This is a genomic window from Marinomonas algae (genome assembly GCF_047525555.1).
Lineage (GTDB): Bacteria > Pseudomonadota > Gammaproteobacteria > Pseudomonadales > Marinomonadaceae > Marinomonas.
This window is the reverse complement of the sequence record NZ_JBLIXK010000003.1, coordinates 176,111-188,561: the sequence shown is the minus strand read 5'-3', so window position 1 is coordinate 188,561 and position 12,451 is coordinate 176,111. Positions and strand designations below refer to the sequence as shown.

At 43.1% G+C, this 12,451-nt stretch carries 14 protein-coding genes; 5 read left to right on the top strand and 9 right to left on the bottom strand.

Translation table 11 applies throughout. The annotated features are described in order from the left end of the window. Nucleotides 1-6: 6 nt before the first annotated feature. Both ACMUMQ_RS07130 and epmA read right to left on the bottom strand, forming a co-directional pair. Nucleotides 7-2,286, bottom strand: coding sequence for an ATP-binding protein (locus tag ACMUMQ_RS07130; RefSeq protein ID WP_414681312.1), 2,280 nt, complete (start codon nucleotides 2,284-2,286; stop codon nucleotides 7-9). A gap of 27 nt (nucleotides 2,287-2,313) precedes the next feature. Further along, nucleotides 2,314-3,291, bottom strand: a complete 978-nt coding sequence (gene epmA / locus ACMUMQ_RS07125) for an EF-P lysine aminoacylase EpmA (RefSeq protein WP_414681311.1) — start codon at nucleotides 3,289-3,291, stop codon at nucleotides 2,314-2,316. A 211-nt stretch (nucleotides 3,292-3,502) separates the two neighbouring features. Between epmA and ACMUMQ_RS07120 the strand changes: the two genes are divergently transcribed. From ACMUMQ_RS07120 to ACMUMQ_RS07110, 3 genes are read left to right on the top strand one after another with little or no spacing between them, the layout of a single operon-like run. Next, on the top strand, nucleotides 3,503-4,852 hold the full coding sequence (locus tag ACMUMQ_RS07120; protein WP_414681310.1) for a CobW family GTP-binding protein: 1,350 nt from the start codon (nucleotides 3,503-3,505) through the stop codon (nucleotides 4,850-4,852). A 36-nt stretch (nucleotides 4,853-4,888) separates the two neighbouring features. Further along, nucleotides 4,889-5,404, top strand: a complete 516-nt coding sequence (locus tag ACMUMQ_RS07115; protein ID WP_414681309.1) for a hypothetical protein — start codon at nucleotides 4,889-4,891, stop codon at nucleotides 5,402-5,404. Further along, entirely contained in the window at nucleotides 5,398-5,583 is a 186-nt protein-coding gene (locus ACMUMQ_RS07110) for a DUF1289 domain-containing protein (protein WP_414681308.1), read from the top strand. Before ACMUMQ_RS07115 ends, ACMUMQ_RS07110 begins: the two co-directional genes overlap by 7 nt. A 1-nt stretch (nucleotide 5,584) precedes the next feature. On the opposite strand, the gene ACMUMQ_RS07105 is transcribed toward ACMUMQ_RS07110, so the two are convergent. Continuing rightward, entirely contained in the window at nucleotides 5,585-6,211 is a 627-nt protein-coding gene (locus ACMUMQ_RS07105) for a LysE family translocator (protein WP_414681307.1), read from the bottom strand. A 27-nt stretch (nucleotides 6,212-6,238) separates the two neighbouring features. Then, complete coding sequence (locus ACMUMQ_RS07100; RefSeq protein WP_414681306.1) at nucleotides 6,239-7,123, bottom strand: EamA family transporter; 885 nt, start codon at nucleotides 7,121-7,123, stop codon at nucleotides 6,239-6,241. Nucleotides 7,124-7,264: 141 nt separating this feature from the next. On the opposite strand from ACMUMQ_RS07100, the gene ACMUMQ_RS07095 reads away from it, so the two are divergent. Further along, nucleotides 7,265-8,725, top strand: coding sequence for an aminotransferase-like domain-containing protein (locus tag ACMUMQ_RS07095; RefSeq protein WP_414681305.1), 1,461 nt, complete (start codon nucleotides 7,265-7,267; stop codon nucleotides 8,723-8,725). Here the strand turns inward: ACMUMQ_RS07095 and ACMUMQ_RS07090 are convergent. After that, complete coding sequence (locus tag ACMUMQ_RS07090; protein ID WP_414681304.1) at nucleotides 8,697-9,257, bottom strand: cysteine hydrolase family protein; 561 nt, start codon at nucleotides 9,255-9,257, stop codon at nucleotides 8,697-8,699. The two genes, ACMUMQ_RS07095 and ACMUMQ_RS07090, sit on opposite strands and share 29 nt — an antisense overlap. A gap of 115 nt (nucleotides 9,258-9,372) precedes the next feature. Between ACMUMQ_RS07090 and ACMUMQ_RS07085 the strand changes: the two genes are divergently transcribed. Next, complete coding sequence (locus ACMUMQ_RS07085) at nucleotides 9,373-10,281, top strand: GlxA family transcriptional regulator (RefSeq protein ID WP_414681303.1); 909 nt, start codon at nucleotides 9,373-9,375, stop codon at nucleotides 10,279-10,281. On the opposite strand, the gene ACMUMQ_RS07080 is transcribed toward ACMUMQ_RS07085, so the two are convergent. The 4 genes from ACMUMQ_RS07080 to ACMUMQ_RS07065 are packed head-to-tail and all read right to left on the bottom strand — an operon-like array spanning nucleotide 10,278 to nucleotide 12,380. After that, nucleotides 10,278-10,493 carry a permease gene (locus tag ACMUMQ_RS07080; protein ID WP_527195808.1) on the bottom strand — a complete coding sequence of 72 codons (216 nt, stop codon included), beginning with the start codon at nucleotides 10,491-10,493 and terminating at the stop codon, nucleotides 10,278-10,280. The two genes, ACMUMQ_RS07085 and ACMUMQ_RS07080, sit on opposite strands and share 4 nt — an antisense overlap. 17 nt (nucleotides 10,494-10,510) lie before the next feature. Next, complete coding sequence (locus ACMUMQ_RS07075) at nucleotides 10,511-10,732, bottom strand: hypothetical protein (RefSeq protein ID WP_414681301.1); 222 nt, start codon at nucleotides 10,730-10,732, stop codon at nucleotides 10,511-10,513. Between the two features lie 3 nt (nucleotides 10,733-10,735). Next, nucleotides 10,736-11,485 (bottom strand): FRG domain-containing protein, encoded by a 750-nt coding sequence (locus tag ACMUMQ_RS07070; protein ID WP_414681300.1) that lies wholly within the window; start codon nucleotides 11,483-11,485, stop codon nucleotides 10,736-10,738. Then, on the bottom strand, nucleotides 11,475-12,380 hold the full coding sequence (locus ACMUMQ_RS07065; protein WP_414681299.1) for a helix-turn-helix domain-containing protein: 906 nt from the start codon (nucleotides 12,378-12,380) through the stop codon (nucleotides 11,475-11,477). The genes ACMUMQ_RS07070 and ACMUMQ_RS07065 overlap by 11 nt, the downstream gene beginning before the upstream one ends. Nucleotides 12,381-12,451: the final 71 nt, after the last annotated feature.

Below are 12,451 nucleotides of genomic sequence, written 5' to 3'. Positions count from 1 at the left end.
AAAGCATTATGACTTAACGTCATGAGTCACGGACGATGAATGAAAACGCGGTAGCCTAACACAAAATTCGGCTCCGCCAGCGGGCAGATTACTGGCACTAATTTGTCCGCCCATGGCGTCAATAATTCGCTGACTGATAGACAAACCTAATCCCAACCCTAAACCTGACGATTTCGACGTAAAGAAAGGCTCAAAGAGATTTCTCACCGCTTCTTCACTCAAGCCATCCCCCGTATCTTGAACACAAATAATGACATCGTCTGCGGTGGCTTTTTGCTCAATACAAACCCCTCGTTCAGAGCCAGAGGACTCCAAAATAGCGTCTGCAGCGTTAGCCAATAAATTCACCAAAACCTGCTCTAAAAAGACCATGTCACCATTCACGATCAAGTCTTTATCATCCGCCACCACAAGCTCAATTCCCACTTCTTTGTAGCGAGTTCCCATGATTTTAATCGCGCCCATAATGGCGGTCTGAACGGCTATTGGTCCTTGGTGAACATCGCCTTTTCGCGCAAACACTTTAAAGCGAGCAATGATATCGCTCATGTGCTGACCTAATTGGCTAATGTGTTGCAAATTTATCTGCGCCTGATCGTATTTCCCACGATCAAGAAACTTCAAACCATTCCCAGCAAAAGCTCGAATCGCTGTTAATGGTTGATTTAATTCATGATTTAACCCAGCACTTAGCTGACCAAGTACCGCCAATTTGGCTGTTTGAATAAGCTCTCGCTGAGTGCCTTTGTGTTCTTCAATTTCCTGACGAAGACGAGTGTTCGCGCCTTCCAGCTCATAAGTCCGCTCTCGAACGCGCTCTTCTAAGTCGATCCGCGCCTGAGTGATTTCTTGCTCATAACGCTTCCGCTCCGTCATGTCATGGAAGGTCACCAAATAGCTTAAGCGATTAGGCAATTGCATCTCACACAAGGTCATTTCCACCGGCACAGACGCTTGATCTGGATAACACAAGCTGCCTTCCCTCGTCAGCACTTTCACCCCAAGATTATTAATAGCGTCAAACAAATCATCCGAAGAAAAAGGAGAAGAACCTTCTTTTTCTGTTCGGAACAGCTGACATAAAGGCTGACCAACCAAAGGCGCTAACGGTTGCCCAACGAGCCTTTCAACCGCTGGGTTAAAGGATTCAATTTTGTGGTTGTCATCTAGCGTCACCAAACCCGCTTGTGTATTTTGAATAACTTCACGAATATACGCCTGATTGTGGCGAGTCATTTCGTTGGCGTCAGATCGCTCCCTCAGCATTCGTGTGCGCAACATGGCTAAACCAAATAGCAAAGCCGTAATTGTCACACCACCAGCAAAAATTGCGCGCCATAAGGCGATATCTTCATTAATGGTTTTTAGCGGTGCCAATATGGATATTTGAAAGTCTAATTGGCTAATGGGAAGGCTCATCTTGAGATAAGACACACGATTCAAGTGCTCGCCATTATTTATATTGCGACTCTCAACAATATCGACGATGGACGCATTTTCATCGAAAGGCTTTTGATAAGTAATAGCTAACTTTTCAATCACCTTATCACCGTATCGCTGAGAATCGGCAATACGCTTTAGCTCCTCATGGGACAGTTCACCTAATACTCGATAGAGCCAGCTAGAACGGGAGCCACTGAACACAACATTGTCTGGATCCAACAGCACAAATTCATAATGCTGATTAGCAAAGCGCTTCTCAAATTGCGTCAAATCGACTTTGACAACCGCCACACCAATAATGGAATCACCTTCATAAATCGGATACGAAAAATAATAGCCACGGCGATTCGACATAATACCCAGCGCATAATAACGCCCCGGCTTGCCTTTAATGGCGTCTTTAAAATAAGGGCGAAACACATAATTACTGCCGACAAAACTGCTTGGGCCAGCGTAGTTTGAAGCGGCGATGGTCAAACCATCCGCATTCAAAATATAACTATCTGAGGCTTCGGTGATACGGTTAATCTGTTCTAATTCACGGTTGAGCTGATGGATGTCAGATTCAAAACCGTCCCTAAGTGCTTTTCTTACTCGGTCATTAGAAGCCAGTAAGGTTGGCATGTGTTGGTATTTGGCAATCGCACTTTCCAAAACGCTGGCCAACTGACCAAGCTGCTCAAAAGAGTCGACTTCCAAGGCTTTTATCTGTTGGTGACGCAGTGCTTCACCGCCTTTCCAGATCAGCAAAAACACAACAAAAAAAGCACAGAGATACATCAAAACAGACCGCTTTGGTGACAGTAAACCCTGTATGTTCAAGCCAATTTTCTCTCTCAACACTTTCACCTTTTTATTATTATCGAAAACCTAAGAACGCGAATGAGCAAACGGCATCACTTCTGCAATGTGCTTTTTTTCACACATTAACATCAACAATCTATCTATACCCAAGGCCACACCAGCGCATTCAGGCATGCCGCTTTTTAAAGCACTGAGTAAACGTTCATCGAATTGTCTGTCAGCCAATTTCATCTCATTACGGGATGCTTTATCTTTCTCGAAACGATGCGCCTGTTCCTCAGCATCGGTTAATTCGTGATAACCATTGGCCAGTTCCATGCCTTGCCAATATAACTCAAAGCGCGCGGCAACCCATTGATCGTTATCATCCATATGAGTTTTCGCAAGAGCCGCCTGAGACGCAGGATAGCTGTGAATAAAACAAGGTTGCTCTGTACCAATCGCAGCTTCTACAACACTGGCGAAAATTAACTCCAGCAAGGTGTCTCTATCTGTTTCCTGCAATCCATACTCTGTGTGCTTATGAGCACACTCTTGCAGTTCACTCAGACTCACAGACAAAGGATCCAGCCCAGTATGACGCAAAAAAGCATCTTGGTAACTTAACCGCTCGCACATCAAAGTATCATCATCCAATATGTACGCGAGCAAAGCTTGAATTTCATCCATCAACTGCCAATGATCAAAACCCACTCGATACCATTCCAGCATGGTGAATTCGATGCTATGACGACGCCCAACATCTTCCGCCCGAAACACTTTTCCCAATTGATAAATAGAGTCTGAGCCTGCACAAAGTAGGCGTTTCATGGCGTATTCAGGGGACGTTTGCAGGTAATAGGTTAGGTCTTCGCCTTGCGAGCGAGTCTGGCTAGTTAAGACTTCGATATGTGGGTCAGAAATACTCCCCAAAGACAAACAAGGCGTATCCACTTCCATCACATCGCGAGCATCAAAAAAAGCACGAACTGCTTTTAATAGTTGGGCTCGCTTTTTTAAAACGGGAAGGTCTGCACTGGGTTGCCATAAGGACGTATTGTACATAGTAAAAGCTCTGGAAAAATAAAATCCATCATAGCAAATACTGAGGTTCCATGGTGAGCGCTGAAGCCTATTTGCTTTATTGAGTGACTAAAACACGCACTTCCTATCGGTATAAAAAATACTGGCGGCTAAAGCACTTATTAAAAAGTACTTATCAGACAAAGATACGTTATAATATAACAATATCTTATTAATCCCTTAGGAGAGCAACATGTCTAACCCCATCCCCGTTACCGTACTCACTGGCTTTCTTGGTAGCGGTAAGACCACCTTGCTTAACCGTATATTGTCTGAAGATCACGGCCTACGCATTGCGGTGATTGAAAATGAATTTGGTGAAATCGGCATAGATCAAGACCTAGTCATTAATGCTGATGAAGAAATATTCGAGATGAACAACGGCTGCATTTGCTGCACCGTACGTGGCGACTTAATTCGCATCCTTCATGAATTAGCAGAACGCAAAGACAAGTTCGATCGCGTCATTCTAGAAACCACTGGCATGGCAGATCCTGGCCCTGTGGCACAAACCTTTTTTGTTGATCCTTCGATCAGCGAACAATATGAACTGGATGGCATCATCACTCTAGTAGACGCCAAACACGTCAGCACTCACTTAGATGAAAGTACCGACGAAGTCATGGCACAAGTGGCCTTCGCTGATCGCATCATATTGAACAAAGCCGACTTAGTCACAGAAGATGACATGCTTAACCTGAAAAAGCGCCTAAAAAGCATGAACCAAATGGCGGGCTTCTATTCTGCAACCATGGCTGATGCACCGATTGCCGAATTACTGGACATTGGCGGATTCAACATTCAGCGCGCCATGGACATGAAACCCAACTTCCTAGAGCCGGAGTACCCATTCGAATGGGGTGGAGTTTGGCAACTGCCTGCTGGTAAATACCGTTTCAAAATGGCTAACGGCCCAGATCCTGACATGGCGTTTCTTATCAGTGACATTAAAAGCACAACCGAAGTGACTGTCTTGGATTTAGCAGAAACTGTCTTTGTGGAATTCTCCAAATCTGGAGAGCCTATTTTTCATGGGCAGACACTAAGCGAAAGAAACCAATGCTACCGCCTACAACTTGAAGGCCAAGATCACTATGAATTTCACTTAGAACTGGCCACGGCTCAAGACATCGCCGTGTTCTCTCAACACACACCGGAAGAGTTTGAATTAGCGCTCTTAGACAAAGACAACACAGAGCACTTCCCTGTTGCAGAACACTATTTTAATGCCGAACATGAGCATAACGACGCGGTATCCTCAATTTCTATCGAATTGGCAGGCAGATTTGACGGTGACATCCTCAATGCTTGGATGGGAATGTTTCTGCAAGAAAAAGGCGTCGATGTGTATCGTATGAAAGGCGTACTTGCTATTCATGACGAAGAACATCGAATTGTGTACCAAGGCGTTCACATGCTATTTGGCGGGCAACTTGGAAAACCTTGGGGAGATGAAACACCCACCAACCGCATGATCTTTATTGGCAAAAACCTTGATGAAGACTACATACGCGGCTCATTAGAAAGATGTTTGTATAAATAACATTTACACCCTTAGTAATATAAAATAGAGCATTGGATGGAAGTAAAGTCACTCAATGCTCTCTCCATATCAAATAACCAAGACGACTTTAATTCTATGAAAGATATAAAAAATGTTTTCCGTAATCTCGAAAAACTATTAAGAGACGCGAGCTGGTTTGACGATGACTGGGAAATATACAACCGTGGCCCATACTTGCAACTCTACAAAACAAACTGGCACAACCATAACCAAGGCGGCGTTCATTTCGAAACCTTCATTGAAGCACCACAAATCAAACAAAAGTCGTTTCCTATCTGCATGCACGCCGAAGAAGACTGCCCTTCACAACCAGAGTTTATTGAAAAATTTCTTGAATTAGAAAGCGGCCGTATAAAAAGCTGGAAAGGCTATCAAACCATCGGCAAGGGCTATCACATCTGCGAACGCACCATGCCGCTTAACTTCAAAAACCTAGAGCAACGTATCTTTGAAGAACTGAACCGACTGCGCCAACTGGCAGACAGTATTGAACAAACACTTGACGAAGTGGAAGGTGAGTCAGAATGGTAAAGCGCCAGAAAAGTCCCTGCATCGACCTTTGTGATTTCTCTGGGCCGAAAGGCTGGTGCTTGGGTTGCGCTCGTACTCGCCCAGAGTGCAACCAATGGCAAAAAATGAAACCTTATGACAAAAACAAAATAGAAAAGGAGCTGCAAAAACGCATGAACCAAATCAAAAAAACAACATGAATCATGAGCTCAATTTGCTCATCAATATCTTAATACCAGCCACACCAAAGAAGAATGCAAAGACAGTGTCAAAAGCACGGCTCATTTTAAAATAAAAATGTCTAACTGGCGCATAAGAAAACAACATGGCATAGCCGATAAAAAGGCAAGCACTCTGTAACCCCACAAGCAAAATAATCGACATTAATCCGTCTATGCCAACGGTGCTAGGTACACCCATCGAATACAAAGCTCCAAAGAACAAGATAACTTTAGGATTGGTAAGGTGAATCGCCAATCCTCGCAAATAGACACTTTTAAGAGAAAGTATCGCGGTCTTTTGCAATTCGAACTCTTTAGGAGACAAAGCAGACTTGAACGATTTATAAGCCAAATACAGCAAGTACGCCGCACCAAGGTAGCGAAAAATATCAAACAACCATACATTCGCATACATCAAGGCCGCCATGCCAAATGCCGCCGAGAATGACCAGATAAAAGACCCTGTTAATATACCAAGCGCCATCACAACCCCATGACGACGACCAAAGTTCATAGAAGTACCAGCAATCGCTAAGGTTGCAGGTCCAGGACTTCCCGTCGCGACAAGCGCCGCCATTAAAATCAAACCGTACTGAATCTCCTGCATAGTCACTCCTTTTACATTATTCTGTTTCTAATCTTTTACGATTACTGCTTTTAAAAATCGGGGCAACGTCATTTGCCCAATAAACAACCCAGCAAGAATCAACACAGTTGCCACCACCTGATTCACACCAACCACCTCATCATAAAACACAGCCCCACCCAAAATACCAAACACAGGCACCAATAATGTCATGGGCGCCACACTCGAAATACTGTATTTCATAATCATCTTATTCCAAAACCAATACCCCAATAACGTCGTCGGATACGCCTGAAACAAAACAGAGAACAAGGCCCACTCAGTAAACTGACTCGGCAAATTCGTCAGTATTTCTGAACCATGAAAGAAAACAGCTAGTAGCAACAAAGACAAAGGGGCAAACAACATCCCCCAGATATTGAAAGCAAAGATAGACGTGGTATTCGCCCGCTTCACAATCAAACCATTCACACTCCAAAACACCGAAGCGGCCAGAACAAGAGCCAAACCTTTTGCCGTCACAGCGCCCCCTTCTGAGTAAATGATCAACACCAAACCTAACAAAGCCAACACCGTGCCCAACAACTTATTTCGAGTGATCTTCTCATTAAGAAAATACCAACCGACAAACACCCCACTCACCGCACTCATATCCAACAACAAAGACGCCATACCAGACGATAAACCAGCCCCAATCGACAAGGTCGTCATGCCCCAAACGCCAACCCCAAAAGACACCCCATAAGCCATTAAATATCGCCACGGCACATCCGGCTTTTTAATAAAAAAGATCAAGGGAAACACCGCAAAACTAAAGCGCAATGCGGTCAGTAAGAAAGGGTCAATTTCATTCACCCCAAGCTTAATCACACTAAAGTTAAATCCCCATAACGCCATTAAAGCGAACAATAACCCTAAATCTCGTAATGTCATTTTCTTTCCGTTGGTCTGCTGTGAATAAGAAGACCACCAGTATCAACAAAAAAACAAAAAGAGTGCAGGTTCAATTTTTAACAAAAACTAGAGTACAATCTAAAGAGAACGCTCTCGCTCACTCAGAAAAAAGGCCACCCAATGCCGCTATACGAAGACCTCGCCAACCAATTTATTGCCGACATAAAAGCGCAAAAATTATCCGTTGGTTCCCGTTTACCTGCCTTGCGTACCATGGCAAAACAACACCAAGTGAGCATGACAACTGTCACAAAAACCTACGACTACCTACAACAAACAGGCTGGATATACGCACAGCCTCAATCAGGCTACTTTGTTACCAACCAACACGTGGCTGGCCAACCCAGTCACTCTGCTTTTCCAACCATTCAAATAAACAACATAGAGCAGCGAGACCCAAAAGCCTTTGCCCCAGACAACGGCTACAACCCAACATCCACACTTTTCACCCCACTGGGCACTTCCATGATTGCCCCAGAATTACAACCCATCCAAGAGCTGCAACGCTGCATAAAACGCGTCACCAGAAGAGCCAGCAAACAACTTTTTGAATACCCAGACGCACAAGGTGAGCAAACCTTGAGAAGCGCCCTAGCAAGCCACTTTCAATATGAACACTTTGGTTTTTTAGGAGATGAGTTGGTCATTACCAACGGCTGTATAGATGCAGTACGAACAGCCATAGAAACCGTCACAAAAGAAGGCGACACCATCGCCATAGGCTCGCCCTGTTTCAGCGGCTTGCTGGATTTACTGGTAGGGCTTTCTCGTAACGTGATTGAAATTCCAGTGCAAGAAAATGGGATCGACCTAGACTACTTTGAATCTGTATTACAACAAGAGCTTGTCACCGCCTCGCTTTTCAGCACCTCAAATATCAATCCAACAGGACTAACCTTACCCGCCAAACAGAAACAATCACTGGCGCAATTGGCCGCAAAATACCAAACCCCAATGATCGAAGACGACATCTATTTCGAACTCAGCCACCAAAAACAACAAGATCTACCAACCAAACATTGGGACAAAGAAGACTATGTACTCTGGTGCGGCTCGGTATCAAAAACACTAGCCGCCGGATTACGTCTTGGCTGGTGTTTACCGGGCCGATATTTCGATGACTATCTGGCAAAACACCTTGCCACCGGATTTGGCGTCAATGGCCTCATGCAATCCGCCTTGGCCGAATTCATCAACACAGGAGATTACCGTCGTCATATCAACAAGACCCGCTTAATGCTCATCAAACAAGTGAACCAATATCGCCAATTTCTGATCAAACACTTGCCCAGCAATGCCAAAATCAGCCTGCCACAAGGTGGCGTTGTACTCTGGATTCAGGTGCCAAAATTGAACTGCCTAGAACTTGAAAAAGCCGCCCTAGAAAAACACATCGACATGCGCAGCGGAGCCTGCTTCAGCACCCACGATTACTTCCACGACTGCTTCCGTATTAATTGCGGTTGGCCACTGTACGATTCACTTTGCGAAAGAGGTGACAAGGCTGTTAATAAGACAGAGGTTTATCAACAGCTAATGTCTTTGTGTGAGATTATCTCAGAGATGATATCAACCCGTTAACTGCTGCGGCTTTATGGAATGTGACGAAACTGGCGATTTCTGCCAACGCGGTTTTATGTACTGTGTTTGCAGAAATGGTTTCTCCATCAAAAACGAGATCCCGTGTGGCACAAGCATCGTCCACCACAATCACCTTAAATCCACGTTCCATTGCGGCTCGAGCGGTGGCACTGACGCACATATGCGTCATCATGCCAGTAAGAAACAGTGTGTCCACTTGCATGGCGTGTAAGGTTTTTTCCAATGCCGTCTGCCAAAAACTGTTGGGGAATCTTTTCTCTATAATGGTTTCGTTTTCTAGTGGTTGAACACTGGTATGAATCTCTGCACCTTCCGTTCCCTCTACAAGAAAAGGTCGGCTACCTTGTTTACTCAGGTGTTGTATGTGAATAACGGGGGACGACTTTTCTCTAAATTCAGCCAACAATGGCAGCAATTTTTCTACAGCCTTATCTGGTGCCTTCAGTTCACATTCCCCCTCAGGGAAGTAATCGTTTTGTACATCAATAATGAGTAAAGCACATTGCATCATCAGTCTCCTAATCAGTGCGATATAAAATGAAGACGCTAGATTAGCGGTTTTTATACTGGCCTTTTATGTCTAAAATAGACAAATTTAAGTCAATTTATGACACGAGATTTACACCATGAAATGCCACTTTTTTCTCTTAGATTTTCCCGCTGCGATGGGAGCCGCCCTCGTTGGCGTGGAAGATATTCTGACATTGGCAAATCGTTTCAGTGACGAGGCAAGCTTTCTTAGTGAACGTGTCTGTGTGGGCAATTATCCAACCTTATCTGAAAACGTTAACATACTGTTTTTACCCCCTTGTATGACGCCTTTTAGCGATACGATAAAACCGGAAGGTCTGACAGATTACCTTAACGAATGGCAGCAAAGAAACGCCATCATAGTGGCCTGTTGCGCAAGTGTTTTCTGGTTGGCAGAAACCGGACTATTAGACGACAAAATGGCCACCACACATTGGCGGCTCTTTGAACCGTTATCCCGACAATTCCCCAAGATTAAAGCCATAGAAAAACAAGATGTGGTGGTCGATGAAGGAAGTGTGATAACAGCAGCTGGCTTGTTCGCCTACCAAGATTTGATCTTGCACCTAATTGCAAAATTCACCGGCTTTGACATCGCTAAAGAAGTCGCTGACTTCGCCATGTTAGAAATAAGTCCACGTTTACAAAGCCACTATCAGCACTTTCAACCTAATTACCATCATGGGGATCCATTGGTTCTCAAAGCTCAACAGTTTTGCGATACCTCTGACATCAAGAAGCTCACGGTAAAACGCCTTTGTAAACATATGTCTATGACAGAGCGAACCCTAATGAGACGCTTTAAGCAAGTACTGCACCTATCCCCCAGTCAGTATATTCTGCAAACACGCATCGAACAGAGTAAACAAGCTCTAAGCCTTAGCCTGCAAAGCATAGAGCAAATTGCTTACCAACTTGGTTATAACGATGTCAGCAACTTTAGCCGAGCTTTTAAGCTGGTAACAGGCATAACACCTGCAAACTATCGTAGCCGAGGTTTTTAAAAATTGATAAAACGCTCAAAACCCAAAGCGTGTAATACAAAACCAGAAAACAAAGAGACAAACACGGCAAGAGACGCGTATAACAGGGCCACCTTAAAGCCTAAAATGGGCACGAAGAGCGCCATCACAATAGGGTTCAATAAAGAAGAGGTAAAAAGAAAAGTCATTGTCGGACCAAAGCCTGCCTTTGCTTTTAAAAGCCCAATGAGCATGGGAATGGAGGACAAGATCAATATGACTTCTTACTGACCCTAGACACACCTTCCCTAGCTGTCATTAAGGTATTACATTCAATCGCTAGTGTTCCTGTAATGGTTTTAATGCGGTTTTGTTTACGTAATTGTGACGAAGTATTTAAGACACTGGTATTTAACCGACCCACTTGCTCACTAATTTCAGCTACTAGGTTAAGAATATCGGAGGTGATAATAAAAGGTGGTTTATAACTCATAGATCATTTTCCCTCGACACGTACTTCAGATTGCCAATTTATATATTGGCATACCCCTTCAAGATCAGGAAATATCGTTTGATAACTAATACCAAGCGTATCTAAATCTTTTAAAATTTTATTTTTATTATCAGGGTTGATTTTAATTTTAGTCATGCCTTCTGCATGATGTTCAAGCTCGCCTAAAGGTATAAACCTCCCATACTTTTTCGATGGTGAATGCACTGTGAACCAGCCATCTTGAGCAACCACTCTAGTATCTTCTAATTGAGTCCTCAATATGGATATCCCATTATGTTGATTTGTTTCTAACATCGTATCTCGGTCTAAATAATCAATATCCCAATGAGGTAATAAAATATAAACATGCGGATTATCATTAGACTTTGGATCACTACAGGCAAACCACATCGCAATCAAAGGATTTTTTGTCCAATCTAATAGCCTAGTAGCAAGCCCATAATGCTGAGCTAACGTTAACATCCCCCAAACATCCAGTTGAGAAATTTCTCGATGTAATCTCCCTCTAACTTTAAATTCAGAAAGCAAATACGATTCTTTAATTAATGGATTTTGGTAACTTTCGCCTCTAGCAATTTTCGGAAGCAGTGGAAAGTCTTGTCCTTGACCACGATATAAAAGGTGACCTTCTTGCTTAACATCATATTTATACTTTGCATCAAAATGCCTAGCATTTATCTCTTCCACCAAACATAAGAATTCGGTCACAGAGTTAACCGTCTCAGTTTGCATTTTCATCTTCCTCGAAATATCCCTCTTCCCTAATGTATTGATCTACAAACCTTTTAGGCATATCAATTAACGCCACATTATCGCTGGGAATATAAAAATCAAAGTTGTCATTACTCAGGTTTAATATCATTACTGATTCCCCTATGTCAGCACTAAACATGAGTTCAGATAATCTAGATCCATCAACAATATGAGAAAAAGTCCTACCCTCTAGATTATAAATTTGTGTTTCTAGAACAAGCTCCGCTACTTGTTCAAGGTCTAAATCATGGATATCAGTAAAAGACTCAACAGCCGCTTGAACATTTTTCGCAACAGTATACTCACCTTCACAACCAATAGATGACCAATAGTACTCTTCTAACCCTTTATAGAACTCACTGGGGTTACCTGAATAACCGTCCCAAGGAGGATTCCAATCTCCCATAGGCTGATCAGCATCATCATCCAGAGTCCACATACGGCTTACCATAGTGGGCCTAAATAGTAGAATTCTATTATTCAATGTCTCTACCGTTAGCCACTGATCTCTTGAACTCATATTGTCTAAGGCATTCGATATCCTATTGGCCTGTCCTAATGTTATTGGAAACCACTTAGAATCTTTTTGCCCATTAAGACATAATCCAAAATGCCCCCACCAACCACTTTCTTCATCTTCAGCGAAAATATAATGTGTATTCGTCATGATATAAGATTCATTGCCTGCAAACATATCCTGAAGTTCTTCCGAACTTGAGCCAAAATAATATGCAAGACTACTAAGCCCATCTTTAGAAATACAACTAGCCTCTTTCTCCCAGCTTTTGATCTCGTCAGAGGACACTCCTATTTGATTAGCTAATTCAGAGTGACTTAGGTTCCTTGACTCCCTCAATTTTTTAAGTAACGACATTTAATATCCTATATTGAGTTGCTATTTAACATTCTTTAGAGTTAATTCAATCTCTTTTTAAAATAGAAAGC